Here is a 25,718-nt window from a genome sequence, read left to right on the forward strand (position 1 = left end):
GGGTCACGGTCTTGGTGGGCGGTGCGGGGGTGGCGGGCGGGGTCTGCGCGGCGCGGGTGGATGTGGAGTTGGCAGCGGCTGCCGGGGTGGCGATGCCGGGGTGCACCACGGCGTCGCGATCATTGAGCGGGGTATCGGCGCAGCCCACCAGGGCGATCGCACCTGCCACTGCAGCAGCGAACGCACACAGCCGGCTGCTGAGGAGGTCAGAGATTCGTCGGATCACGGGATCGTCTTGCTTTGGAGCGTAAGGGGTTGGCAAAGGTCTGCCATGATAGAGGAAACCCATGCGGCAAAGTTCCGAAATCTCCCGACTTAAGGGTTCTACCCGAAGTGAATGCATGCGGGATGTGCAGCAGAGTGCAGCACAGGGCAGCGTTTTGCCCGGCCGCACGGACCGCCCGGGGATGGCGGCGCGAGGGGTGATACACGCGTGAGACACGAGCGAGGCCGGCGCGGGTGCCAGTGAGGCCCGCCACGCAATGCGCGGCGGGCCTCCTGGTGTTCAGCGCCCTCAAAGGCGAAAACGCTGAATCCGCTCAGATCGTCTTGACGAAGGCCTTGAGGTCATCCAGCAGCGCGTTGAGGTCTGTCTTCAGCTTGCCGAAGCCCGCGTTGTGCACCAGGCCGACTTCGTCCATGTACAGCTTGCGGTTGATCTCAAGCTGCAGGCTGTGGCGCTTTTGTGCCGGCTGGCCCACCACGCGCACGATTTCCACGCCCTTGTAGGGGTGGTTGCGCCAGACGTCGTAGCCCATGTCCTTGAGCACGCCTTCCACGCGGTCCGTGAAGCGCGTATCGCAGGTGKTGCCGTCGCGGTCGCCCACCACGAAGTCCGGATGCTGCAGCCCGGGATGCTCGGTGGCGTACTGCGCCGCCTGGCTGGGCATCGAGTGGCAGTTGATGTGCCAGGCGCTGCCGTGCGTGGCGATGGCCTGGTCGGCCAGCTTTTGCAGTTGCGCGTAGTAGGGCAGGTAGTACTGCGTAATGCGCGCCTGCACCTCGGACACGCTCAGCTTGCGGTCGTAGATGGCCTCGCCGGTATCCAGCACACGCCACACCAGGCCCTTGCCAAGACGGGTCTTGGAGGTTTCCTGGCGCGGGCCGGGCCAGGGTGCGTCGAGCACGGCTTCGTCGATTTCCTCGATGCCGCGGTTGGCATCGAGGTAGCTGCGCGGGAAGCCCGCGCACAGCAGCGCAATGCCGCGTGCGGGAGCGTCGGCGTACAGCTCGTCGACGAAGGTGTCTTCGGCCTGGCGCAGCAGCGGCAGGGGCAAGCCGGCCGCCGGCCGGAAATCGGCCGGGTAGCTGGTAGCGCTATGCGGCGAATCGAGAAAGAGCGGGCTGCTCTCGCCTTGCGGCAGTTGCAGGAGGTAAGGGCTGAGCCCGGTCTTTCGGTCTGCTTCCGTCATGATGTGCGTCGTTTAATCCAGGGTGATCTTGGCTGCGGCGGCGATGCGCTTGTTCTTCGCCACTTCGGACTTGATCTGCGCGGCGAATTGCGCCGGCGTGTTGCCAACCGGCACCGCGCCCAGCTTTTCCAGCTTAGCCTTTACTTCCGGCAGCGCCAGTACCTTGACGGTGGCGTCGTGCAGCTTGGCTTGCACGTCGGCGGGCAGGTTGGCCGGTGCGATCAGGCCAAACCAGGCGGCGTCGTTGACTTCAGGCAGGCCGAGTTCGGCAAACGTCGGCACGTTGGGCAGGGCCGGCACGCGCTTGGGCGAGGCCACGGCCAGGGCGCGCAGCTTGCCGCCTTCGATGAACGGCAGCGAGGACGGCAGGTTGTCGAACAGCACCTGCACCTGGTTGGCCAGCGCGTCGTTGAGCGCCGGTCCCACGCCCTTGTACGGCACGTGCAGCAGCTCGGTCTTGCTGCTCATCTTGAACAGCTCGCCCATCATGTGCGAGACGCTGCCGTTGCCGGCCGAGCCGTAGGCCATCTTGTTCGGCTGGGCCTTGGCCAGCGCGATGAAGKCCTTCATGTCGTTGGCCTTCACCGCCGGGTTGATGCTCATCACGTTAGGCACCGAAGCCAGGTTGGTGATGGTGGTGAAGTCCTTGGTGGCGTCGTACGACAGGCGCGGGTACACGGCCGGGTTGATGCCGTGCGTGGAAGCGGTGGCGATGCCCAGGGTGTAGCCGTCCGGCGCGGCCTTGGCCAGGTAACCGGTACCGATGCTGCCGCCGGCGCCGCCGCGGTTGTCCACCACCACGGTCTGGCCCAGTTGCTGGCCGAGCTTGTCAGCCACGATGCGCGCCACGATGTCGGTGGTGCCACCTGCCGGGAACGGCACAACCAGCGAGATCGGCTTGGTCGGGTACGTGCCCTGGGCAGCGGCCGACAGCGACAGGCCGGCGGCGGCGGCGCCAGTGGCGGCGGCAAGGAGGCGGAGCATGTTACGGCGTTGCATGGTTCGGTTCCTGAATGGAGGGAGGAGAGGAGGAGAGAAGGAAAGCAACTAAAGCAGTGAAAGCGGGGAAAAGAACGGCTTCCCCGATTCTGCTTGTTCGTGCAGGCACACCGCAAACGAAATAAAATCGTGCGATCATTCCGTTTGGTAGTGAAGTAAGGGGTTATCTATGCGACGCTTATGTCCGTCGCTGACTGAATTGCAGGCCTTCGAAGCTGCCGCACGCTACAACAGCTTCACCACCGCAGCGCGGGAGCTCCACGTCACCCAGGGCGCCGTGAGCAAGCAGGTGCGCAGCCTGGAGGCCTTCCTCGGCGTGGAACTGTTCGAGCGCGTGCGCCAGCGCCTGATGCTGACCGATGCCGGCCAGCGCTACCTGGACCGCATCCGCCCGAGCCTGACCGAGATCGAGGCTGCMACGGTGGAACTGATCGCCAAGCAGGGCCGCGGCGGCACCCTGCATATCGCCAGCATGCCCACGCTGGGCGCCAAGTGGTTGATTCCGCGCTTGCCGCAGTTCTTCGAGAAGCATCCCGATGTCAGCCTTGAATTCGTGCCGCACGCGCAGGGCTACGATTTTTCCCAGCCCGATCTCGATGCCGCCATCCGCTTCGGCGACGGCATGTGGCCTGGCAGCCTTGCCGACTACATGACTGGCCGCGAAGTGCTGCCCGTGTGCCGCCCGGCCCTGCTGGCCGGCGAGCCGGAAGGCATGGCGCGCGTGCCCTCGGCGCTGCTGCGTTTTCCCCTGCTGCATCACACCACCGTGCCCGAAGCCTGGCCCGACTKGTTCGCCGAGCTTGGCGTGGCAACCCGCAAGGCGTGGAGCGGCGCGCGCTTCGACCAGTTCTCGCTGCTGACGCAGGCGGCGATGTCGGGGCTCGGCATCGCGCTGATCCCGCGCTGCCTGATCGAGGAGGAGCTCGCCACCGGCGTGCTGGTGGTGGCGCATCCGGCGCGGGTGCTGAGYAAGAAGGGCTACTACCTTTGCTATCCCGAGCAGAAACAGCATCTGCCGGCGCTGCAGACCTTTCGCCAGTGGGTGATGGAAGGCGTCGACGTGGTGGCGTGAGCCGCGCGCCGCCGCTGTAATCAAAACTTACGTTTTTCCGCGACGGTTTTTTCCGCCCGCCTGCGTTTAAGAGACATGACAGACATGACAAGCCTGCGTGCAAGCCGCGCCGGGCTGTGGATTGTGGACTGGAGGTTCTCATGCGCAGATCAGTGCCCCTCTCAGCTAGCCTTGCCCGCCTGGGCGTCGCCGTGACGGCGGCGTTCGCGCTGGCGCCGGCATTCGCACAAACCATCGTGATCGCACCCACGGCGCCCCCGCCGATGCGCCGGGAGGTCCTGCCGCCCGCGCGCGGCGGCTATGTCTGGGATCCGGGCCACTGGCAATGGCGCAATGGCGCCTACGTCTGGGTGGGCGGCCACTGGCGCCCGGCCAGGGCGGGCTACCGCTGGGTGCCGGGGCACTGGCTGGCGCGTGGCCCGCAATGGCGCTGGGTCGAAGGGCATTGGGCGCCGTGACCGGCACGACCGCCGTGAGCGGCATGACATGCTTCAAGTGCGATGGCAGTAACCACAGCAAGGGGTAACCGATGAAAAGCCTTCTGATCGCGGCGCTTGTCGCCGTCACGTTGTCTGGCTGTGTGATCGTGCCGGCCCGGCCTGCCTACTACCACTATCGCGCGCCGGTTTTTGTTTACTGACGAGGCAAGCCGCACCCGCCCGGGGGCGCGCGGCTTGCGAGAAGGACGAACCGGCAACGCGGAACCACACCCATTGAGCGACACAAGCGACACAGATCCGGACGATGCGCTGCTGGCGCGGGTCGGCAGGCAGGATGCAGCCGCGGTGCGCGAAATGGTCTCGCGCAAGCTGCCGCGCGTGCTAGCGCTGGCCACGCGCATGCTGGGCGACCGCGGCGAAGCGGAAGACGTGGCGCAGGAAGTCTTCGTGCGGTTGTGGAAGCAGGCCGCGCGCTGGCAACCCGGCCGGGCGCGCTTTGACACCTGGCTGCATCGTGTGGCGCTGAACCTTTGCTACGACCGCTTGCGCGGCGCGCGCGAGCAGGCCATGGAGCCGGTGCCCGAGCAGGCGGCGCCCGGGGCCGGGCCCGAGGAAGCGCTGGATGCGGCGGCGCAGGGCGTGCGCGTAGGCGCGGCGCTGGCGAAGCTGCCAGCGCGCCAGCGCGAGGCACTGGTGCTGCAGTATTACCAGGAGTTGCCTAATGGCGAGGCCGCCGCGCTGATGGGCATCAGCGTCGAGGCGCTGGAGAGCTTGCTTGCGCGCGCGCGCCGCAACCTGCGCGATTTGCTCATGCAAGACGGCCATCATGAGGATTTGCGATGACACCTGAGAGATTTCGCGCACTGACCGAGAGCTATGGTGCCGACCCCGCACGCTGGCCCGAAGGGGAGCGAGCCGCGGGCCAGGCCATGGCTGCCGCGCCCGGGCATCTTGGCGCGCTGGCCGAAGCCGCCGCGCTCGACCGCTTGCTGGCCGCGCATCAGGTGGCGGCCCCCGATGCGGCGTTACAGCGCCGCATTGCGGCGAGCGCGAGCGCGCCGCGTGCGCCGTGGTGGTGGTCCGGGCTGGGCCTGGCCGGCGTCGGCCTGGCCGGCACCTTGGCGGGCGCGCTGCTGGTCTCGGCCGTGCTGGCCACGGTACCGGCGCCGGCCGCTATCGATCTGCCCTACGCCCCGACCGGCTTCGGTGGCATGGCGCATAACGGGAGCGAGGAATGAACGAGCGTACGCTGAAGCGGCTCAAGGTAGCGCTGGCGGTCTCCGTGCTGGTCAACGTGTTCCTGCTGGGCGCGATTGGCGGTGGCGGCTATCGCTGGTACACCGTGGAGCGCCAGGCGGMCGCGCAGCCGCGCGGCCTGCGTTTTGCCGCCGACGGGCTGGAGGCCGAGCAGCGCAGGCAATTCCTGCAAGGCTTGCGCGCGGCGCGACGTGCCGCGGCGTCGGACGTGGACGCCGCGCGCGACGGACGCCACCAGGTCGAGCAATTGCTGCGGCAGCCGCAGTTCGAACGCGACGCGCTGGCGGCGGCATTGGCCCGCACGCGCGAGGCCGATGCCGCGGTGCGTGCCCGGCTGGAAGGCAGCGTGGTGGATTTCGCCGCCACGCTGTCGCCCGAGCAGAGGCAGATCCTGGCCGACGCACTGGTCCAGCGCGGCCCGCTGCGCACCGGCCAGGCGCGGCCTGCGAAGGCGGCGCCATGATGCAGCAATCGACAACCACAACCACAACCACAACGATAGCGATAGCGATAGCGATAGCGACAAAGCCAACAGGTACTTCCCAGGGGAGCGACGCATGACAAACACCGCCATGACGGCCGCGGCTGTCGCGGTCAACCGGTTCGGGCTGGGCGCGCGCCCGGACGAGCCGCTGCCGGCCGATCCGCGTGGCTGGCTGCTGGCCCAGTTCGAGCGCTACGAGGCCAGGCCCGCGGCCTGGAGCGCGCAGCCGGACACGGCCGCGCTGGCCGGCGAGTTCGGCGCCCAGCAGCGCGAGGTGCGCCAGGCGCAGGCCGATGCGAAGACCGCGGCGCGCCAGCAATTGCAGCGCGAGACGCGCGAGGCCTATCGCGATGCCGTCGACGCGCGCGTGACCAGTGCGCTGGTCACGCAAGCGCCGTTCGTCGAGCGGCTGGTGCATTTCTGGTCYAAYCACTTCGCGGTSTCGGTSGAGAAGCCGGCSGTCGCCRCGCTGGCCGGCGCMTTCGAGGCCGAGGCGATCCGYCCSCAYGTGCTYGGRCGCTTCGAGGACATGCTGGTCGCGGTGGAGCGCCATCCCGCCATGCAGGTCTTTCTGGACCAGGTCCGCTCGATCGGCCCCGACAGCGTGGCCGCGCGGCGCGCTCCCGAGCGCCAGCTCGGATTGAACGAAAACCTCGCGCGCGAAATCATGGAGCTGCATACGCTCGGCGTGCGCAGCGGCTACCAGCAGGCCGACGTGACCGAGTTCGCCCGTGCGCTGACCGGCTGGAGCATCGCTGGCCTGGGCGCGCGCGAAGACGGCGAGCCCGGGCGCTTCCAGTTCCGCGCGCGCGTGCATGAGCCTGGCACCCGCACTATCCTCGGGCGCAGCTACCCGCAGCAGGGCGAGGCGCAGGCGCTGGCCGTGCTGCACGACCTTGCGCAGAGCGAGGCCACGGCCAATCACCTGGCCACCAAGMTGGTGCGCCACTTCGTTGCCGATGCGCCGCCGCCCGCGCTGGTGGCGCGCTTGTCGCAGGCGTACCTGCGTAGTGGCGGTGCGTTGCCCGACATGTACCGCGCGCTGGTGCAGTCACCCGAGGCGTGGGCCAGCGAGCCGGCAAAATTCAAGACGCCGTGGGAGTGGACCCTTTCCTCCCTGCGCGGGTTGGGTTTGCGCGAGGCGGGCGCGCAGCACTTCGCGCCCATGCTGACCCAGCTCGGGCAGCCGGTCTGGCGCCCGGGCTCGCCAGCGGGCTACGACGACATCGCCGCAAGCTGGGCCGCGCCCGATGCGCTGGTGCGCCGGGTCGAACTGGCGCAACGGCTGGCGGCGCGCGTCGGCGACCGGATCGACGCGCGCGAGCTCGGCCCCAAGCTGCTTGCGGGCACGTTGTCGGCACCAACCGCTGCCGCCATCGCGCGCGCCGAAAGCGCGCAGACCGCACTGGCCTTGCTGCTGGTGTCGCCCGATTTTCAACGGAGGTGATTGCCATGTTTTCCCGCCGAGATTTCCTCCGCGTGACGGGCGGTGCCGCCGCCATGCTTGCGTTGCCGCGCCTCACGCTCGCCAGCGTCGATTCCGATCGCCGCTTCGTCTTCGTCATCCAGCGCGGCGCCGCCGATGGCCTGAACACGGTCATTCCCTACGCCGATCCCGGTTACGCCCGCCTGCGTGGCGCGCTGGCCATCGACGTGGCGCAAGCCACCAGGCTCGATGGCACTTTCGCCCTGCATCCCGCGCTGACGGAGACGGCACGGATGTACGCTGCCGGGCAGGCGTTGTTCGTGCAGGCGGTGGCATCGCCATATCGCGAGCGTTCGCACTTCGACGGCCAGAACGTGCTTGAGACCGGCGGCGCCKCGCCTTACCAGGTGAAGGATGGCTGGATGAACCGGCTGGTGAGCCTGCTGCCCAAGCGGCCCGAGAATGCCATCGCCTTCGCGCCCACGGTGCCGGCGGCGCTGCGCGGGCCGGTGGAGGTCGGCTCCTATGCGCCATCGGCACTGCCGTCAGCGCCTGATGACCTGCTCGCGCGCGTCGGGCAGCTCTACGAGATGGATCCGCAATTGCATCCGCTCTGGAACGCGGCCATGCAGGCACGCGGGCTTGCAGGCGACGCCGGTGCGCGCCAGGACCCGGCCAGCCTAGGCCGTCTCGCCGCCGGCTTCCTGGCGCGCGCGGACGGGCCGCGCATTGCCATGATCGAGACCGGCGGTTGGGATACGCACAGCGCACAAGCGCCACGCCTGGCGGGCCGCCTCAAGGCCCTGGACACCATGCTGGCCGCACTGCGCGACGGGCTGGGCCCGTCATGGGCGCGCACCACCGTGCTGGTGGCCACGGAGTTCGGGCGCACTGCCGCGGCCAATGGCACCGGTGGTACCGATCACGGCACCGGCGCGGCGGCGATGCTGCTGGGCGGCGGGGTCAAAGGCGGGCGCGTGCTGGCAGACTGGCCGGGGCTGGCGCAGGGCTCGCTTTACCAGGGACGCGACCTGGCGCCGACCACGGAACTGGATGGGTTGATCGCCGCAGCAGCGGCACAGAGCTTCGGGCTGGATGGCGAGCGCGTGGCGCGCACGCTGTTCGGGCGCGGGGAAGGGCGGAGGGACGGGGGCGAGCAGGGGGGAATGCTGGGCGGACTGCTGCGCGCCTGAAACACAGCGGCAGCAGTCCAGACCCGGTGGCGTTACTTGGAGAGCAGGCGCATCGCCTGCTCCAGTCCGCCGAGCGTGACCGGATACATGCGCGACTTCATGATCTGGTTGATCACCGTCACCGACTGCCGGTATTGCCATAGCCCTTCAGGCTCGGGGTTGAGCCAGACGAAGCGCGGGAACTGCTCGATCAGGCGGTTGAGCCATACCGCCCCGGCTTCGGGGTTGTTGTACTCCACCGAGCCGCCGGGTTGCAGGATCTCGTACGGGCTCATGGTGGCATCGCCGACAAAGATCACTTTGTAGTCCGGCGTGTACTTGTGGATCAGGTCCCACGTGGCGATCTTCTCCGCATGGCGGCGGCGATTGTTCTTCCACACGTAGTCGTACACGCAGTTGTGGAAGTAGTAGTACTCCAGGTGCTTGAACTCGGTCTTGGTGGCCGAGAACAATTCCTCCACGCGCTTGATGTGGTCGTCCATGGAGCCGCCGACGTCCATCAACATCAGCACCTTGACCTTGTTGTGGCGCTCCGGGCGCAGCTTGATGTCGAGCAGGCCGGCATTGGCGGCGGTGGAGTGGATGGTGTCGTCCAGGTCCAGCTCGGTCTCCGCGCCTTCGCGCGCGAAACGGCGCAGGCGGCGCAGCGCCACCTTGATATTGCGCGTGCCGAGCTCGACCTGGTCGTCGTAGTCCTTGTAGGCGCGGGTTTCCCACACCTTGACGGCGGTGCGGTTGCCCTTGGACGGGCCGCCGATGCGGATGCCTTCCGGGTTATAGCCGCCGTGCCCGAACGGCGAGGTGCCGCCGGTGCCGATCCACTTGTTGCCGCCCTCGTGTTTTTCCTTTTGCTCGTCGAGCAGCTGCTTGAGCCGCTCCATCAGCTTGTCGAGTCCACCCATGGCTTCGATCTTGGCTTTTTCCTCGGCCGAGAGTTCGCGCTCCAGCGTCTTTTGCAGCCAGTCCAGGGGGATGTCGGATTTCCAGTCGACCAGGCTCTCGATGCCCTTGAAGTAGGCGGCGAAGGTCTGGTCGAACTTGTCGAAGTGCTTCTCGTCCTTGACCAGCGTCATGCGCGACAAGTAGTAGAACTCGTCGATCGATGGCGTGATGACCTCGGCCTTGAGCGCTTCCAGCATGGTCAGGTATTCCTTGACCGAGACCGGCAGCTTGGCGTGGCGCAGCGAGAAGAAAAAATCGATCAGCATGGTGGGCTCGCTTAGAGTTTCCCGGAGCGGGTGCGGCGGTTTGCGTGCGGGTTCACGAGGCGCGCCCCGGCAGGTCCAGGCGGTATTGCAGGTGGCGCTTCACCGTCGGCCATTCGCTGGCGATGATGGAGAACACCACGGTATCGCGCAGCGAACCGTCTGGCATGCGCTGGTGGTTGCGCAGCACGCCGTCCTGCTTGGCGCCGAGCCGGGCGATCGCGGTGCGGCTCTGGTGGTTCATCCAGTGCGTGCGGAATTCCACGGCGATGCATGCCAGCTGCTCGAACGCGTGCGTGAGCAGCATCAGCTTGCATTCCGTGTTCACGGCGCTGCGCTGCACGCGCTGCGCATGCCAGGTATGGCCAATCTCCAGGCGCCGGTTGGCGCCGTCGACATTGAAGTAGCGCGTCGCGCCCACCACCGTGCCCGGCACGCCATCGCGGACCTCGCGGATCACGAACGGCATCGCGCCCTGCTGCTCGCGCATCTGCAGCGCGGTGTCGGTCCACGCGCGCACCTGGTCCGGCGCCGGCACCGAGGTGTACCAGAGCTTCCACAGCTCACCGTCGGCGACGGCGGCCTGTACCTCGGCCTCGTGCTCGGGGCGCAGCGGCTCCAGCAGGGCGTGCTGGCCGCGCAGGGTGACGGGTTCGATAAAGCGTGCCATGGCGCGGCGCTCAGCGGTTGGCGCGGTTCATGAAGACCAGGCGCTCGAACAGGTGCACGTCCTGCTCGTTCTTCAGCAGCGCGCCGTGCAGCGGCGGGATCGCGGCCTTCTTGTCCGGGCTCTTGAGCGCCTCGGGCGGGATGTCCTCGGCCATCAGCAGCTTGAGCCAGTCGATCAGTTCCGACGTGGAGGGCTTCTTCTTCAGGCCCGGCAGGTTGCGCATCTCGTAGAACGATTCGAGTGCCGCGGCCACCAGCTCGCGCTTGATGCCGGGATAGTGCACGTCGACGATGCGCTGCATGGTCTCCGCGTCGGGGAACTTGATGTAGTGGAAGAAGCAGCGGCGCAGGAAGGCGTCGGGCAGCTCCTTCTCGTTGTTCGAGGTGATGATCACCAGGGGGCGGTGGCGCGCCTTGACCAGCTCGCGCGTCTCATACACATAGAACTCCATGCGGTCGATTTCGCGCAGCAGGTCGTTCGGGAATTCGATGTCGGCCTTGTCGATCTCGTCGATCAGCAACACCACTTGCTGGTCGGCCTCGAAGGCCTGCCAAAGCACGCCCTTGATGATGTAGTTGCGGATGTCGTGGACGCGGTCGTCGCCGAGCTGCGAATCGCGCAGGCGCGACACCGCGTCGTATTCATACAGGCCCTGCTGCGCCTTGGTGGTGGACTTGATGTGCCACTGCAGCAGGGGCATGCCGAGCGCCGCGGCCACCTCCTCGGCCAGCATGGTCTTGCCGGTGCCGGGCTCGCCCTTGATCAGGAGCGGGCGCTGCAGGGCGCGGGCGGCATTCACGGCCAGCTTGAGGTCATCGGTGGCGACGTATTGCTGCGTGCCTTCGAAACGGCTTTGCTGGTTCTGGCTGGCGTTGGTGGTGTTGGACATGGGGCAACCTGAAGGGGTTTATGCGTGTCGGAATTGGCCAGTATAAAAGAGCTTTCCGGTTCGCGTGTGGCTCGCCGTGCCATGCTGGACTGCCGCGTGCAGCGTGCTGTACAATGCGGCGGTTTGACGCGCCCCCCACGTCCAAGACTCCACCCCCCTCGCTTTGTCCGCCTTGTCACTCCCGCGGTCCTTGCCGGGAGGCGGCGATGACAAGAGATGGTTACAGAATGAGGCGGAGACAACGCCGAGATGCACCGGCAGCGCTAACGACGGCGCTGCGGGTATCCGGCCTACGCTGGCAGCACCGCATCTACCCGCGGGCAGATACGGTCCGGCCGGACGCATTCTGAAGCCATTTCCGACCGGTTGGGCAGGTCACGCAGGGTTTAACACTTCCAATCAGCTACGACAATGAAAAAGCTCCTCACGATGGTGGTGCTGGGCGCGGCCGCAACGGCTGCGCAAGCCCAGGAAGTCAAGGGCAATGTGGACGCCGCCAAAAACAAGGTCGCGATGTGTATTGGTTGCCATGGGATTCCCGGCTATCGCGCCTCCTTCCCCGAGGTGTACCAGGTGCCCCTGCTCGGCGGCCAGAACGCCAAGTACATCGAAAATGCGCTCAAGGAATACCAGAAGGGCGACCGCAAGCACCCGACCATGCGTGGCATTGCCGCGACCCTGACCGACCAGGACATCGCCGACGTGGCTGCCTACTACGCGCAGCAGTCTTCCAGCACGCAAAACAACACCCAGAAGTAAGAGGACCCATCCATGAATACGCTTAAGACGCTTTCGCTCGCGATCGGCGCACTCGTGCTGGGCGCCTCGGCCATCACTGCCTCGGCTGCCGACCTCGCGCGCGGCAAGGCGCTGGTGGAGAAGGGCAACTGCGCGGCCTGCCACGGCGCCGGCCTGAATGCCCCGATCACCCCGGATTACCCGAAGCTGGCCGGCCAGCATGCCGACTACCTGTACCACGCGCTGGCTGCCTACCAGATCACCACCAACCCGCAGGTGGGCCGCTCCAACGCCATCATGGCCGGCCAGGTCAACGCCAACCCTGGCGTGACGGGCAAGGATGGCAAGCCGCGTCCCTTCACCCGGGATGAGCTGAAGGATATCGCCGCCTACATCGAATCGCTGCCGGGCGGCCTGGTCCTGAAGAAGTAAGCCAGCTGGCGCCGGCCCACGCCGCGCGCGGGTCCGGAACAAGAAAAAGCCGCTGATCCCAGCGGCTTTTTCTTTGTCCGCGCGGCCCGGTGGGCAAGCCCCGGGCCGCGTCGGGTGGCTCAGTTGCCGGTGCCCTTGGCCAGGCGGCGTGCCTTGACGGCGCTGGCCAGGGTTTCGAGCACCTTTACCGAATCGTCCCAGCCGATGCAGGCGTCGGTGACCGACTGGCCATAGGTGAGGTCTTCCACCGGCGTGCCCTGGACGTGGTCCTGGCGGCCGCCCACCAGGTGGGATTCCACCATCACGCCGACGATGCGCTCGTCGCCCGCAGCCAGTTGGCGGCCGATGTCCTCGCAGACCGGGATCTGGTTCTCGTGCTTCTTGCTGCTGTTGGCGTGCGAAGCATCGATCATCAGGCGCGCGGCCAGGCCGGCCTTGGAAATCGCTTCGCAGGCTTCCTGCACGCTGGCGGCATCGTAGTTTGGCGTCTTGCCACCGCGCAGGATGATGTGGCAATCCTCATTGCCCGAGGTCGACACGATGGCGGAGTGCCCGCCCTTGGTCACCGACAGGAAATGGTGCGGCTGCGAGGCGGCCTTGATCGCATCGACGGCGATCTTGACGTTGCCATCGGTGCCGTTYTTGAATCCGACCGGGCACGATAGTCCGGAGGCGAGCTCCCGGTGCACCTGGCTTTCCGTGGTGCGCGCGCCGATGGCACCCCAGCTGACCAGGTCGGCGATGTATTGCGGGCTGATCATGTCGAGGTATTCGGTACCGGTCGGCACGCCCAGTTCGCTGATGTTCAGCAGCAGCTCGCGCGCGGTGCGCAAGCCGTCGTTGATCTTGAAGCTGCCGTCCATGTGCGGGTCGTTGATCAGCCCCTTCCAGCCCACGGTGGTGCGCGGCTTTTCGAAATACACCCGCATCACGACCTCCAGCTCCCCGGCGAAACGGTCGCGCTGGACCTTGAGCAGCTTGGCGTACTCGAGCGCGGCGCGGGTGTCGTGGATGGAGCAGGGGCCGATGATCACGATCAGGCGGTCATCCATGCCGTGCAGGATCCGGTGCATGGACTGGCGCGCGCCGTAGATCACGTCGGACGCCTTTTCGGAGCAGCCGAACTCGCGGATCAGGTGCGCCGGGGGCAACAATTCCTTGAGTTCGCGAATGCGCAGGTCGTCGGTGTTCTTCAGCATGATGGCTCCGGATTTTGTAGGGTCGTGTGTTTGGGGTGTCTGGGCTAGAGCTGGGTGCGGGCCGGTATAAAAAAAGCCGCCAGGTTCGCTGGCGGCTTTTTTTTGAATTCTGGAGGCACTTACGATCGTCCCTCTCCATCCGCCAGCGGTGCGAGATCGCTAAAAAAGTAAAAATAAAACTTAGCGGACATGGATGGGATGCGGCTCAAATGGCGTCGGTTATTTGCGGCAACGCGTCACGAGATGGCAGAAAATTGCGCTGGCCTTGCCAATTCTGCCGGCTGAGGCCGTTGACCATCGAGTAACGAAGCATCTTTATAGCGCGTTTTAAGGGGCTTGGCAAGCGTCCGGCATCGGCCCGGCCACAATTTCCGGCCGTTCCATGGCGGGGCCCGGATCCAGTTCCAGCCCGCGCATCACGGCGGCGGTGCGGTTTTCCACGCCTAGCTTCACGTACACATGCTGCAGGTGCTTTTGCACCGTGCGGGCGCTGATACCGAGCATGCCCGCGATTTCGCGGTCGGTCTTGCCGTGCGCCAGCCAGCGCAGCACCTGCTGCTCGCGCGCGGTCAGCCTGGCGAGCATGGAGAGCGCCTGGCCATCCTGGCAGCGGCTGGATGTGAGCATTGCGGCGGCCTTGGGTGGCGCGCAGCTACGCAATGCTGCGTATTGGCGCCATCCCGTGCGTGAACCAACATGAATGAGGCCAGTATAGGCGTCGCCAGCGCGCACCGCAGTGCGGCGGCGGCACCTGCACGGGTTTGCCCGGGGGAAAACAGGCGAACGCGGCGTGCCGGGCAGCTCAGGCACGCGGGGCTGAGGCGAGGGGGAGGGAAGCATCATGGCGATCGATGAGGGGAGGCTAAACGCCTTCATGGGGCAGTTCGTCCAGGATCTGGGCGCGGTGATGCATGCTGCCACCATCGTGGTCGGCGATACGCTGGGCCTTTACAAAGCCTTGGCCGAGAAACCGATGACAGCGCAGGTGCTGGCCGAGAAAACCCATACCGATGAGCGCTACCTGCTCGAGTGGCTGTCCGCGCAGGCGGCCAGCGGCTATGTCGCGTACGATCCGGCCACCGATCTGTTCAGCCTGACCGAGGAGCAGGCCTTCGCGCTGGCCCAGGAGGGCAGCCCTGCCTTTATTCCCGGCGCCTTCCAGATCGCCGTCGCGCAGTTCAAGGCGATTCCCAAGATCGTGGACGCCTTTCGCAATGGGCGCGGGCTGGGCTGGCATGAACACGATCCGTCACTGTTTCACGGCACCGAGCGGTTTTTCCGCCCGGGCTATGCGGCGCACCTGACAGCGGAATGGATTCCCGCGCTGGAGGATGTGCAGGCCAAGCTGCGGGCCGGCGCTCGCGTGGCCGACGTGGGCTGCGGGCATGGCGCCTCTACCATCATCATGGCGCAGGCGTATCCGGCATCGGAGTTCTACGGCTTTGACTACCACGAGCCGTCGATCCGCTTCGCCACCGAAGCGGCGGCGCGCGCCGGCGTGCAGGACCGCGTGCATTTCCAGGTGGCAAAAGCCAAGGAATATGGCGGCAAGGATTACGACCTGGTGGCCGTGTTCGACTGCCTGCACGATATGGGCGATCCGGTCGGCGCCGCCGCGCATGTGCGCGAGACCTTGCGCCCGGATGGCACCTGGATGATCGTCGAGCCTTTCGCCAACGACCGGCTCGAAGACAACCTGAACCCGATCGGGCGGGTCTTTTACTCGGCCTCGACCTTCATCTGCACGCCAGCGTCTCGCTCGCAGGAGGTGGGCCTGTGCCTGGGGGCCCAGTCGGGCGAGGCACGCATGCGGTCGGTGGTGCAGCAGGGCGGTTTTTCGCGTTTTCGCCGGGCGGCGCAAACGCCGTTCAACCTGATCTACGAGGCGCGGCCCTGAACGGCAAGGCGCCGCGCCCGACGTGCGGGACCTGCGGGACGGCAATCAGGCCGTGCCGCCCACCGTCATGTTCTCGATGCGCAGGGTCGGCTGGCCCACGCCCACCGGCACGCTCTGGCCTTCCTTGCCGCACACGCCCACGCCCGAGTCCAGGCGCATGTCGTTGCCGATCATGGTGACGTCCTTGAGCGATTCCGGGCCATTGCCGACCAGGGTGGCGCCCTTGACCGGGGCGGTGATCTTGCCGTCCTCGATCAGGTAGGCCTCGCTGGCGGAGAAGACGAACTTGCCGTTGGTGATATCGACCTGGCCGCCGCCGAAGTTGACCGCGTAGAGGCCGCGCTTGACGCTGGCGATGATCTCCTGCGGGTCGCGGTTGCCGTTGAGCATATAGGTGTTGGTCATGCGCGGCATCGGCAGCGCGGCGTAGCTCTCGCGGCGCGCGTTGCCGGTCACCGGCATCTTCATCAGGCGCGCGTTGAGCGTGTCCTGGATATAGCCCTTGAGGATACCGTCCTCGATCAGTGTGGTGCACTGAGTCGGGTTGCCCTCGTCGTCGAGGTTGAGCGAGCCGCGGCGGTTGGCCAGCGTGCCGTCGTCCACCACGGTCACGCCCTTGGCCGCCACGCGCTCGCCCATGCGGCCGGCGAAGGCCGACGAACCCTTGCGGTTRAAGTCGCCTTCCAGGCCGTGGCCGATGGCCTCGTGCAGCAGCACGCCGGGCCAGCCCGGGCCGAGCACGACGGTCATGGCACCGGCCGGAGCCGGACGCGCCTCGAGGTTGACGAGCGCCGAGGCCACGGCCTCGTCCACGTACTGGCGCAGCAGCTCATCGGTGAAATAGCCGTAGGCATAGCGCCCGCCGCCGCCGGAGGAGCCGATCTCGCGGCGCCCGTTCTGCTCGGCGATCACCGTGACCGAGACCCGCACCAGCGGGCGCACGTCGGCGGCGATCACGCCGTCGCTGCGCGCCACCAGTACCACGTCGTACTCACCGGCCAGGCCTGCCATCACCTGCACCACGCGCGGGTCCTTGGCGCGGGCCATGCGTTCCACGCGCTCGAGCAGCGCCACCTTTTCGGCGGCGTCCATCGAGTCCAGCGGGTCATTGGGCGAGTACAGGTTGCGCCCGCCCTGGGAGGCCATCTTGCTCGCCACCTTGACGCGGCCGCTGCCGGCGCGGCCGATGGTGCGGGTCGCGGCGCCGGCCTTGAGCAAGGCGTCCAGGCTGATGTCGTCGGAGTAGGCAAAGGCGGTCTTGTCGCCGGACACGGCACGCACGCCAACGCCCTGGTCGATGCTGAAGCTGCCCGACTTGACGATACCTTCTTCCAGGCTCCACGCCTCGTTGCGGGTGTACTGGAAGTAGAGGTCGGCGTAGTCGACCTTATGCGTGAAGATGTCCGCCAGCACGCGCTGCAGGTTGGTTTCGTCCAGGCCGTAGGGCGCCAGCAGCAGTTGCTGGGCGGTGGCGAGGTTGCGGATTCCGAGGTCGCCGGCGTTCATGGTTGTCCTTTATCGTCGTGCCGCGGTGGCGAAATGGCGCCGCCGCATAAAAATCTGGGATGCTGGCGATTCCGGGGAATCGGCCAGGTCATTGCTTGTACATGCTACAGCACCCGATGGCGCAGCGCAGGCAGGTTCTGCCGCACCTCGTCCAGGCGCGCGGGGTCGATCAGCCCGCTCACCACGCCTTCGCCTTCCGGCAGCACCCCCATCACCTCGCCCCAGGGATCGATCAGCATCGAGTGGCCCCAGGTGCGCCGTCCGTTCTCATGCTTCCCGCCCTGTGCGGCAGCCAGCACATAGCACTGGTTTTCGATAGCGCGGGCGCGCAGCAGGATCTCCCAGTGCGCCTGGCCGGTGGTGTAGGTGAAGGCGGCCGGCATCAAAATCAAGCTGGTGCCGCCGCTCTCGGCGAGCTGGCGGTAGAGCTCCGGGAAGCGCAGGTCATAGCAGACCGACATGGCGACCCGTCCACAGGGCGCCTCGAAGCTGACCGGGGTCTGGCCGGCCAGGATGGTACGCGATTCGTCGTAGCTTTCAGTGCCGCGCGTGAAGCCGAACAGGTGGATCTTGTCGTAGCGCGCCACGCGTTCGCCGCGCGGGTCGTAGACGAGCGACGTGTTGTAGACGCGGGCCTCGTCCTCGCACCACAAGGGCAGGGTGCCGCCGACCAGCCAGATCCGGTGGCGGCGCGCGGCATCGGCCAGGAATGACTGGATCGGCCCGTCGCCGTCGCGCTCGCGGATCGCCACCTTGTCGCCTTCGCGCAGGCCCATCATGCAGAAGTACTCCGGCAGCAGCACCAGCTCGGCGCCGCCCTTGGCGGCCTGCGCGATCAGCGCGTCGGCGCGGGCCAGGTTGGCCTCGGGCGAAACCCCGCTGATGGTCTGGATGGCCGCGACGCGAAAAGGGGTCGCGCCGGGGGCCGCGCTGGGTGCTGATGCGGAGGCGTTTGCGGTCATGAAGCGGTTTCCTTGGCTTGCGGCGGCTGCGCGGCGGGGCTCGGACGGCAGGGCCAGTCGCGGTTATGGCGCCGGGTAGACATGATTGAACAAACCCTGCACGGGCGGCGAGTCGGATTTATTCTCCCCCACTTTGGTGATCTGCGGGTTCGCCCAGCCACCGCTGATACGGAAGCGGCGGCTGAAGGCCTTGGAGAATTCGTCGGCGAACAGCAACTGGGCCGCCAGTGTGCCGATGCCGAGCGCGGGATTGATGAACGCCGCAGCCACCGAGGCRGAGGTGGCGTTGATGCGCGGCACTACCGTCACGTCCAGGTCCTGCGTTTCGCGCGGGATGTTCGCGCTGCCGGTCATCGAGGCGCGCAGCTGCCCGCCCTTGAGCGCGAAGTCCTTGGTGCTGGCCACGCCATTCTCGATCGTGCCGGTGCTGGTGATCTCGTCGAACACCATGCCCTGGCCCGCCACGCCGCGGAAGTCGAAGGTGGCCAGCCGCATCAGGCCTTGYAGGCTAAGCACGCCCAGCAGCTTGGCCGCGCCCGGGTCCACGCTGAGGATCTGGCCGTTCTCCAGCTGCAGCTTCATCCGGCCCGACAAGGTGGGGTAGTCGATCGACAGCGGCGAGCCGCGCCATGCGATCCGGCCTTCGAAGGTGCCGTGGCCATCAGCCAGCATATGGGGCAGGCCCATGCGTTCGAGCACCTGGCCGCCATTGCGCACGTCGAGCTTGAAGTCGAGCAGCGTGCGGCGCTCGGCGGCAGCGCCTTCGCGCATCCGGCGCGGCAAGCGCCAGCTGCCGCTGCCGGTGAATGTCGCGCCCGGCTGCTCGATGACCAGACGGTCCAGCGTCCACACGGGCTCGCCGCCGTCTTCGCTGGCGCGCGCCTTGACCCATGGTCCCCGCCACTTGGCGGGACTCGATCTGCATGTCCCAGCCAGCGCTTTCGCGGGTGGCCTCGAGCACGACATCGTCGAGCTCGCGGCCAAAAGCGTGCAGCGTGCGCGTGCGCGCGGAAATGCGCTCGGGCAGGTAGGCGGACACCGGCGCGGCATTGCCTGCACTGGCCTTGCCGGCTTCCGCCAGCAGCGTGCGCCACGCGTCCAGGTCGAAGCGGCTGGCCGTAAGCGCCGCGGTGACGCCGCTGGCGGGCTGCGGCGCGGGCTGCTCGATGCCGATCCCGCCAGCCTGCACTTCCACGGCGTCGCCATTGCGGCGCAGCAGGTAGCGCGCATTGAGCACGTTGCCATACTGCACCAGCATTTCCTCGCTGCCGGCGCGGGCGGCGGCCGGGCGCAGCTCAAAGTGCGATGGCACGGCCTGCGCCGCGCTCTTGGCCATCGGCGCGGGCAGGTTCAGCGCCAGCCCGGCCAGCTCCGACGCGACCGTGATCACGGGCTGGTGATCGCGCACGCTGATCACAGCGCTGTAGGCGGTGCTGCCTTCCAGTTTCTGTACCAGCCCGGCCGCGGGCGAGGCGCCAAACGCCTCGCGGATGCCCTGCGAGGTAAGGTTGCCACCGGCATTGACCCGGATCGTGCCGTCGGGCTGGCTGCCCCCGCCGGCGCGGATCTCGCCGCCCAGGAAGCGGGCGCGCAGGTCGTTGAGCTGGAAGCCGTGCTCGTTGAAGGCGACGACGCCCGTGGTGCCGGCCAGCACTGGCAATTGCGGTATCAGCACCACCTCGTTGCCGGGCAGCCGGAACTGGCCGTCGACCTTGGTTGCCTGCGCCTCGGTGAGGGGCAGGTCAAGCTTGAGCCGAAGCTCGCCGTTGCCCTGGGCGCGCATATCCGTCAGCACCTGGCCGGTCCAGTCGCGCACCGGGCTGGCGGCGACGAAGCGCAGGAAGCCTGCCATCGACCCGCTGGCGCTGCCGTCCAGCACCAGGCGGCCATGCTCGCCGAGGTCGGCGATGCGGCCATTGACGTCCTGCAGCGTGACGCCGGTGGCGCCTTGCACGCTGGCGCGCTGCGCGACGAACGACAGGCCGCCGCGCTCGAACAGCAAGTGGCCGCTGATGTCGGTGAAGTTAGGCCAGGCCTTGCCGCCATTGCTGGCGCTGGCGGCGCTGCCCGCCGGCGCGCTCACATGGGGCGCGATCTGGTAGCTGACATGCCGGATTGGCACCTCGACCCGGAAGTCGCCGGCGCCCTCGAACGGGCTGTGGAAGGGGAAGTGCTCCAGGTCGCCCTTGACCAGGAACTTGATGTCGCTGGCTTCGCCGCCGACCAGGGCGCCAGCCAGGTACTGGCGCGTGGAGGCGGGTATGCCCATGGGCAGGTAGCGCGGCACGCGGCTGACCTGGGCGCGGGTCAGTTCGCCGGTCAGGTCGGCAATGCCGCCGTGCCCGTCGCCACCGGCGTGCCATGTGCCCCGTACGCTGCCGGCGGTATCCGCGTTGGCGAATTGCACGCCGTCGGTGCGCACCGCCAGCTTGCCGTTGTCGTTGGTCCAGCGCACCTCGCCATTGATCTGGTCGAACGACAGGCGCGGATCCTCGAACATGCCCGGCAGCATCAGCGCGGCGTTGTTGCCTTCAAAACGGGCGCTGCCCTGGCGTTCGTCGAAACTGAAGCTGSCGGAGATCCGCGAAAAGCCCGGCACGCCCAGATGGGGCTTGCCATTCGCGCCGACGGGCGGGTTGGCGGGCTGGCCAAGCACCGAGACGCTGCGCAGCGTGCCCTGCACGTTGAAGTGGCGCTGGCCATCGCGGCGGCTCAGCATGCCCTGGCGATCCCGGGTCCAGTTCACGTCCAGGTTGTCGACATGGCCGGAGGGCTGGAGCGCGCGCAGCTGGCGCGACAAAGCGGTGTCGAGCGGCAGCGAGGTGGCCAGCGCGCGCACGGTGTTCAGGTCGAAGGTGGGTGCCTTGAGCGTGAACTTGCGCAAGGCGCCCTTGTTGTCGGTGGCCCAGCCGACCACTACCTTGCGCATGCCTTCGCGCCAGGCGCCTTCGCCGCTGGCCAGACCGGCAGCCCCGCTGGCGCCGCCGGGGGAGGCCGCGGCTGCGGAGGCCGCCTGCGCTTGCTGTGCCGGCGGCACGGCCGGCCCTTCCGCGGGCTCTGGCTGCCACAGCAGGGTGTCGATAGTGAGGATGTTGTCGCGGTCGCGCCCGGCGCGGTGCAGGACAAAGGCCTGGGCACTGGCGAGCTTGAGCGCCTCGGGCGCGCCGGAGAGCTTCAGGTCCACGCTGCTGGCGCGCAGCCGGGCCTGGCTGCGGGTGATCTGGCCACCGCGAAATTCGATGGTGCCGTCGGTGCTGAAGGTGCCGCGCGTGACCCGGTCGAAGACCGCGAGATAGCGTTGCAGCACCGGCAGTTCCAGCCGGCCAAGGTCCCAGCTGGCCTGCCCGTACCAGTTGTGCCAGTCGCCGGTGCGATGCAGGTATTCATGGCGGAAGTCCGCCTGCACCACGAGCGGGCGTGGCGCAAGCGTGGCCGACTGCGCTTCGAGCTTGAACGTGTGGCGCGAGCCGTGGCGCTGCACGCTGAGCTGAATGTCGCCCACATCCAGTTGCGGCAGCTTGTTCTTGTCGTCGAGCCAGCGCAGCTTGCCGTCGGTGAGCTCGACTTTGCCCTGGGCCAGCAGCCAGTCGAACAGCCGGTTGTCCTGCGGCTGGGCGCCGGTGGTGTCCACGGCCATGCCGGCTACCTTGAGCTTGCCGTCGGCGGAGCGGCGGATCAGCAGGTCGGTCCGGCTGGCGGAGATCCGCTGGAACAGCACGTCCATGCTGAACAGCGAGCGCCATGACAGCTTGCCGTCAAGCTCGCCCGCCGCCAGCAGCACGCGCTGCTCGGCATCGACGGCCTTGACGTCGCGGGCATGGAAAGCGGGGTGCCAGCCATCCCAGTAGGTATCCAGCTGGCCGATGCTCAAATGGGCCGCGAGCGCCACCGAGCCGCGCTGCTCGAGCCAGGTGCGGGCGGCCGAGGCCTGCGGCCAGAGCACGAAGCGGATCAGCAGCCCGGCGAGCAGCGCCAGCAGCACCAGCGCCAGGGCCAGGCGCACCAGCACGCGTCCCAGGCCGCGCCAGACGGGATGGCGCAAGCCTGCGAGCAGGGCGCGGCCGCAAGCACGCGCAAACGCAAGCGCGCGCAGGTTGCCTTGCTGCGATGGGGGGGAGCCTGCACCGGCGGCCCCTTCGAGTGCCGGCGTGCCGCCGGCGGTGGCGGCGGAKGGATCGGCAGGTGGGGTGGCGCGGCTGGACATGCGCAGATTATCCGACAATACTAGGCGCTCTCCAATTCGGTGCCTGACCGGCCGTGCATAACGCGCGCGCCGGCCCCGGGGCCGGCTCACGCGCTACCAAGTAACAGGAATGACTTCCACTGATCCGACGAGTTCCGCAGCCGCGCCCGATACCGCTGCAACCGATGGCGCTGCCAGCGAACATGCGCCCGGCAACACTTCCAGCGCTGCCAGGCAGGCTGTGGCCGACATGGCCACCGGCCCGTTCGCGGTGGTAGCCGCCGTGGAACTCGTGCCGGTCGACTGCGCCGGCATGGCATTGTACTCGCCCGCCTATTCCCATTACACCCGCCGCATGGTGCAGGCCCGTCCCGAGCTGGCCGAAATCGTCGCGCTCGCGCGCGACCAGCTGCTCACGCGCGCCTGGATGGAGGCGCGGCTCAAGGTCCTGCATGAGCCGTCGGCCGATGTGGACGACGCCGTCAAGCGCGCGCTGCGCCGCTTGCGTGCGGAAGTGATGTGCGTGGTGATCGAGCGCGATCTGCGCGGGCAGTCGACGCTGGGCGAAGTCACCGGTGCGATGACGGATCTGGCCGAGCTCGGCATCCAATACGGCCTGGCCATGCTCGAAGCGGACCTCGCCCCGACCTACGGCCGTCCAGTCGGGGAGAGCAGCGGGGAAGTCCAGGAGCTGGTGGTGGTCGGCATGGGCAAGCTGGGTGGCCGCGAGCTCAATGTGTCGTCCGATATCGACCTGATCTTCCTGTACGACGAAGACGGCGACACGCGTGGCGGGCAACGCAGCCTGTCCAATCACGAATATTTCATCCGCCTGGGACGGCGCCTGATCAACCTGCTGGCCGACGTGACCGGAGATGGCTACGTGTTCCGCGTCGACATGCGCCTGCGCCCCAACGGCGACGCCGGACCGCTGGCCTGCAGCTTCGGCATGCTGGAGCAATACCTGATGGTGCAGGGCCGCGAGTGGGAGCGCTACGCCTGGATCAAGGGCAGGGTGGTGTCGGCGCTGGATACCCCGCATGCGCAGCGTACCGCCGCGCAACTGGCCAGCCTGACCACGCCCTTCGTCTTCCGCCGCTACCTCGATTACGGCGTGATCGCGGCGATCCGCTCGCTGCACGCGCAGATCCGCGCCGAGGCGGCCAAGCGCAGCGGCGGGCTGGCGGCGCCAGGCGGCGGCCAGCGCGTCAACCAGCGTGCCTTCAATATCAAGCTCGGCCGCGGTGGCATTCGCGAGATCGAGTTCATGGCCCAGGTCTTCCAGCTGATCCGCGGCGGCCAGGACCCGGCACTGCGCATCCGGCCCACCCTGGAGGTGTTGACGGTGGCGGTGGAGCATGGGCTATTGCCTGCGGGCCAGGCCGAGCAACTGGCGCATGCCTACCGCTTCCTGCGCCAGCTCGAGCACCGCCTGCAGTATCGCGACGATGCCCAGACACACCACCTGCCAACCTCGGAAGAGGAGCAACTGGCGGTGGCGAAGATGATGGGCTGCGCCGACTGGCCGGCCTTGCTCGAGCGGCTGGCGTCGCTGCAGGATCCGGTGGCGCAACAGTTCGAGGCCACCTTCTCGGACCCCGATGAAGCGCACGCACCGTGCGAGGCGTTGTGGCCGGCGTTGATACAGGAAGAACAGGATGAACCGCCGTGCGAGCGCCTGGCCTCAGCCGGCTTCGGCGATTGCACCGGGCTGCTCGACCGCTTGCGCGCCATCGGCGCCTCGCTGCGCTACCGCGCGTTGTCCGAGCCCAGCCGCGTGCGCTTTGACCTGCTGGTCAACCGCGCGCTTGACCTGGCCTCGCGCCAGGAAGATGCCGACCGCACCATCGCCCGCTTTGTCGATTTCCTGGATGCCATCAGCCGCCGCGCGTCCTATCTGTCGCTGCTTTCCGAGTACCCGCAGGCGATGGCGCGCGTGGCCGACACGCTGCACGCATCGAGCTGGGCCGCCGCCTACCTGACCCGCCACCCGCAACTGCTTGACGAACTGCTCGACAGCGATGCCCTGGCGGGCGCGCCTGACTGGACCGGCTTTCGCAGCCGCCTGGCCGCGCGCCTCGACGCGGCCGACGGGCAGATCGAAGCGCAGATGGACATCCTGCGCCGMGAGCACCACGCCGAGACCTTCCGCATCCTGCTGCAAGACCTGCAAGGCATGCTGACGGTGGAGCAGATCGCCGACCGGCTGTCGGACCTGGCCGACGCCATGCTCGACGTGACCCTGCAGGCGGTCTGGCGCCAGCTTGCCACGCGGCACGCCGAGCAGCCGCGCTTTGCCGTGATTGCCTACGGCAAGTTGGGCGGCAAGGAGCTGGGCTATGCCTCCGACCTCGACATCATCTTCCTCTACGAAGACGAGCACGAGCGCGCGCCTGACGTCTATGCCGCCTACGCGCGCCGCCTGATCACCTGGCTGACCAGCCATACCGCCGCCGGCACGCTGTTCGATGTCGACACGCGCCTGCGCCCCAACGGCGAGGCCGGGCTGCTGGTGACCAGCTTCGAGGGCTTTCGCCGCTACCAGCAGCGCGAGGGCGACAACACCGCATGGGTGTGGGAGCACCAGGCCCTTACCCGCGCGCGTTTTTGCGCGGGCGACCCCGAGATCGGCGCGCATTTCGAAAGCCTGCGCGACGAGATCCTGCGCCAGCCACGCGACGCCGCCACGCTGCGCGGCGAGATCGTCGCCATGCGCCACAAGGTGGCCGATGGGCATCCCAACCCAAACGGATTGTTCGACCTCAAGCATGATCGCGGCGGCATGGTTGACATCGAATTCACGGTGCAATACCTCGTGCTGCTGCACAGCCACGATCATCCCGCGCTCACGCGCAATGCCGGCAATATCGCGCTGCTGCGCACGGCCGGCGAAATCGGCCTGATCGATGCCACGCTGGCGCGCGAAGTGGGCGACGCCTATCGCCTGTTCCGTGCCCGCCAGCACCAGTTGCGCCTGGACGGGCAGGTCCACGCACGGGTAGCGCCGGCCGCGGTGGCGCCGCAGGCGGAACACGTGCGCACCCTCTGGCAAGCGGTGTTCGGCGAGCCGGTTGCCGGCGGCGGCAAATGAACGCGCAGGCGGCTGGCGCGGCGCGCCAGCCGGGATGGCCGGGCGTGCTGGCCGTATTGGCGCTCACGGCCGCCCTGGGTGCCGCTTTTACCTTTATTCCGTGGCTGCACGCGCACGGGCTCTATCTGCGCGATGCGGTCATGGGCCGCGGCGTGGGGGGCCAGTGGTGGCGGCTGCTGACGGCAATGTGGGTCCACCTTGGCTGGCAGCATTGGCTGGCGGACCTGCTGGCAGCAGCGGGCCTGTTCCTGCTGATCGGCCGCGAGGCGCGCGCCGCCGCAATGCTGGCGGTCCTGCTCGCCTGCGGCGTCGCGGTGCAGCTGGCGTTATGCCGGGTGCCGTCGGTGGGCTGGTACGGCGGGTTGTCCGGCGCGCTGCACGGGCTGGCCCTGTGGGGCGGGCTGAGGCTGCTCTATGGCAGCGGCGTGTCGCGCGTGCTCGGCGTGGCGCTCTGCCTTGGCGTGTTGGTCAAGACCTGGCTTGAGCAGTCGTGGCTCGCGCCCGTGGTGTTCGACGCGCAGTGGGGGTTCGGGGTCGTGCGCATCTCGCACGCGGCCGGCGCGCTGGCCGGCCTGGGGCTATGGCTGGTGCAGGAGTGGTGGCAGCGCCGCCGGGGCGAGCCGCCGGCATAGGCGCGCGGGCAAGGGGCGCGGCCGGCGCAGG

The 25,718-nt window shown here is 67.9% G+C and carries 22 protein-coding genes and 2 pseudogenes; 12 read left to right on the plus strand and 12 right to left on the minus strand.

Annotated elements, in window-relative coordinates:
- The 3 genes and pseudogenes from AC1DS3_RS13205 to AC1DS3_RS13215 all read right to left on the minus strand — a co-directional run.
- Positions 1 to 226 (minus strand): annotated as a pseudogene (locus AC1DS3_RS13205) (BspC domain-containing protein); the annotation flags it as partial.
- Between the two features lie 313 nt (positions 227 to 539).
- On the minus strand, positions 540 to 1,412 hold the full coding sequence (locus AC1DS3_RS13210) for an N-formylglutamate amidohydrolase (RefSeq protein ID WP_477127332.1): 873 nt from the start codon (positions 1,410 to 1,412) through the stop codon (positions 540 to 542).
- Between the two features lie 12 nt (positions 1,413 to 1,424).
- Positions 1,425 to 2,411: a tripartite tricarboxylate transporter substrate binding protein BugE gene (locus tag AC1DS3_RS13215; protein ID WP_477127333.1), complete on the minus strand. Its 987-nt coding sequence runs from the start codon at positions 2,409 to 2,411 to the stop codon at positions 1,425 to 1,427.
- A 169-nt stretch (positions 2,412 to 2,580) separates the two neighbouring features.
- Between AC1DS3_RS13215 and gcvA the strand changes: the two genes are divergently transcribed.
- The 7 genes from gcvA (at position 2,581) to AC1DS3_RS13250 (ending at position 8,283) form a co-directional block, all read left to right on the plus strand.
- Positions 2,581 to 3,483 (plus strand): transcriptional regulator GcvA, encoded by a 903-nt coding sequence (gene gcvA / locus AC1DS3_RS13220; RefSeq protein WP_477127334.1) that lies wholly within the window; start codon positions 2,581 to 2,583, stop codon positions 3,481 to 3,483.
- Positions 3,484 to 3,623: 140 nt separating this feature from the next.
- A complete protein-coding gene (locus tag AC1DS3_RS13225) occupies positions 3,624 to 3,941 on the plus strand; it encodes a YXWGXW repeat-containing protein (protein WP_441633561.1) in 318 nt (105 codons plus the stop codon).
- Positions 3,942 to 4,196: 255 nt separating this feature from the next.
- On the plus strand, positions 4,197 to 4,766 hold the full coding sequence (locus tag AC1DS3_RS13230; protein ID WP_441633563.1) for an RNA polymerase sigma factor: 570 nt from the start codon (positions 4,197 to 4,199) through the stop codon (positions 4,764 to 4,766).
- Positions 4,763 to 5,161 carry a hypothetical protein gene (locus tag AC1DS3_RS13235; protein WP_441633565.1) on the plus strand — a complete coding sequence of 133 codons (399 nt, stop codon included), beginning with the start codon at positions 4,763 to 4,765 and terminating at the stop codon, positions 5,159 to 5,161. Before AC1DS3_RS13230 ends, AC1DS3_RS13235 begins: the two co-directional genes overlap by 4 nt.
- On the plus strand, positions 5,158 to 5,643 hold the full coding sequence (locus AC1DS3_RS13240; protein WP_477127335.1) for a periplasmic heavy metal sensor: 486 nt from the start codon (positions 5,158 to 5,160) through the stop codon (positions 5,641 to 5,643). The genes AC1DS3_RS13235 and AC1DS3_RS13240 overlap by 4 nt, the downstream gene beginning before the upstream one ends.
- A 94-nt stretch (positions 5,644 to 5,737) precedes the next feature.
- Complete coding sequence (locus AC1DS3_RS13245; protein WP_477127336.1) at positions 5,738 to 7,111, plus strand: DUF1800 domain-containing protein; 1,374 nt, start codon at positions 5,738 to 5,740, stop codon at positions 7,109 to 7,111.
- A 5-nt stretch (positions 7,112 to 7,116) separates the two neighbouring features.
- Positions 7,117 to 8,283, plus strand: coding sequence for a DUF1501 domain-containing protein (locus AC1DS3_RS13250; protein ID WP_477127337.1), 1,167 nt, complete (start codon positions 7,117 to 7,119; stop codon positions 8,281 to 8,283).
- Positions 8,284 to 8,315: 32 nt separating this feature from the next.
- On the opposite strand, the gene AC1DS3_RS13255 is transcribed toward AC1DS3_RS13250, so the two are convergent.
- Genes AC1DS3_RS13255 through AC1DS3_RS13265 form a run of 3 tightly spaced genes read right to left on the minus strand, consistent with a single transcriptional unit; the run spans position 8,316 to position 11,047 of the window.
- Positions 8,316 to 9,491 carry a vWA domain-containing protein gene (locus AC1DS3_RS13255; protein WP_441633573.1) on the minus strand — a complete coding sequence of 392 codons (1,176 nt, stop codon included), beginning with the start codon at positions 9,489 to 9,491 and terminating at the stop codon, positions 8,316 to 8,318.
- A 52-nt stretch (positions 9,492 to 9,543) separates the two neighbouring features.
- Positions 9,544 to 10,158 (minus strand): GNAT family N-acetyltransferase, encoded by a 615-nt coding sequence (locus AC1DS3_RS13260; protein WP_441633575.1) that lies wholly within the window; start codon positions 10,156 to 10,158, stop codon positions 9,544 to 9,546.
- 10 nt (positions 10,159 to 10,168) lie between these two features.
- Entirely contained in the window at positions 10,169 to 11,047 is an 879-nt protein-coding gene (locus tag AC1DS3_RS13265) for an AAA family ATPase (RefSeq protein ID WP_045238101.1), read from the minus strand.
- A 411-nt stretch (positions 11,048 to 11,458) separates the two neighbouring features.
- Here AC1DS3_RS13265 and AC1DS3_RS13270 point away from each other — a divergent pair, with 411 nt between their 5' ends.
- Entirely contained in the window at positions 11,459 to 11,806 is a 348-nt protein-coding gene (locus AC1DS3_RS13270; RefSeq protein ID WP_043344837.1) for a c-type cytochrome, read from the plus strand.
- A gap of 12 nt (positions 11,807 to 11,818) precedes the next feature.
- Positions 11,819 to 12,217 (plus strand): c-type cytochrome, encoded by a 399-nt coding sequence (locus tag AC1DS3_RS13275; RefSeq protein WP_441633577.1) that lies wholly within the window; start codon positions 11,819 to 11,821, stop codon positions 12,215 to 12,217.
- Positions 12,218 to 12,336: 119 nt separating this feature from the next.
- Here the strand turns inward: AC1DS3_RS13275 and aroG are convergent, their stop codons facing one another.
- Both aroG and AC1DS3_RS13285 read right to left on the minus strand, forming a co-directional pair.
- Entirely contained in the window at positions 12,337 to 13,416 is a 1,080-nt protein-coding gene (aroG, locus tag AC1DS3_RS13280) for a 3-deoxy-7-phosphoheptulonate synthase AroG (RefSeq protein WP_441633579.1), read from the minus strand.
- 327 nt (positions 13,417 to 13,743) lie between these two features.
- Entirely contained in the window at positions 13,744 to 14,043 is a 300-nt protein-coding gene (locus AC1DS3_RS13285) for a helix-turn-helix domain-containing protein (protein ID WP_441633581.1), read from the minus strand.
- Between the two features lie 214 nt (positions 14,044 to 14,257).
- Between AC1DS3_RS13285 and AC1DS3_RS13290 the strand changes: the two genes are divergently transcribed.
- On the plus strand, positions 14,258 to 15,313 hold the full coding sequence (locus AC1DS3_RS13290) for a class I SAM-dependent methyltransferase (RefSeq protein ID WP_441633583.1): 1,056 nt from the start codon (positions 14,258 to 14,260) through the stop codon (positions 15,311 to 15,313).
- 45 nt (positions 15,314 to 15,358) lie between these two features.
- Here the strand turns inward: AC1DS3_RS13290 and tldD are convergent, their stop codons facing one another.
- The 4 genes and pseudogenes from tldD to AC1DS3_RS13310 form a co-directional block, all read right to left on the minus strand.
- Positions 15,359 to 16,819, minus strand: a complete 1,461-nt coding sequence (gene tldD / locus AC1DS3_RS13295) for a metalloprotease TldD (protein ID WP_043344843.1) — start codon at positions 16,817 to 16,819, stop codon at positions 15,359 to 15,361.
- 104 nt (positions 16,820 to 16,923) lie between these two features.
- Positions 16,924 to 17,781 carry a carbon-nitrogen hydrolase family protein gene (locus AC1DS3_RS13300; protein ID WP_441633586.1) on the minus strand — a complete coding sequence of 286 codons (858 nt, stop codon included), beginning with the start codon at positions 17,779 to 17,781 and terminating at the stop codon, positions 16,924 to 16,926.
- A 63-nt stretch (positions 17,782 to 17,844) separates the two neighbouring features.
- Entirely contained in the window at positions 17,845 to 18,831 is a 987-nt protein-coding gene (locus tag AC1DS3_RS13305) for a YhdP family phospholipid transporter (protein WP_477127338.1), read from the minus strand.
- Positions 18,731 to 21,985, minus strand: a pseudogene (locus tag AC1DS3_RS13310) (YhdP family phospholipid transporter); the annotation flags it as partial. The pseudogene AC1DS3_RS13310 and the gene AC1DS3_RS13305, both read right to left, overlap by 101 nt.
- A gap of 229 nt (positions 21,986 to 22,214) precedes the next feature.
- On the opposite strand from AC1DS3_RS13310, the gene glnE reads away from it, so the two are divergent.
- Together glnE and rrtA are read left to right on the plus strand one after the other, a co-directional pair.
- Positions 22,215 to 25,055, plus strand: coding sequence for a bifunctional [glutamate--ammonia ligase]-adenylyl-L-tyrosine phosphorylase/[glutamate--ammonia-ligase] adenylyltransferase (gene glnE / locus AC1DS3_RS13315; RefSeq protein ID WP_477109254.1), 2,841 nt, complete (start codon positions 22,215 to 22,217; stop codon positions 25,053 to 25,055).
- A complete protein-coding gene (gene rrtA / locus AC1DS3_RS13320; protein ID WP_441633590.1) occupies positions 25,052 to 25,687 on the plus strand; it encodes a rhombosortase in 636 nt (211 codons plus the stop codon). Before glnE ends, rrtA begins: the two co-directional genes overlap by 4 nt.
- The last annotated feature ends 31 nt before the right edge of the window (positions 25,688 to 25,718 follow it).

This window comes from Cupriavidus sp. 01L46, assembly GCF_056399905.1.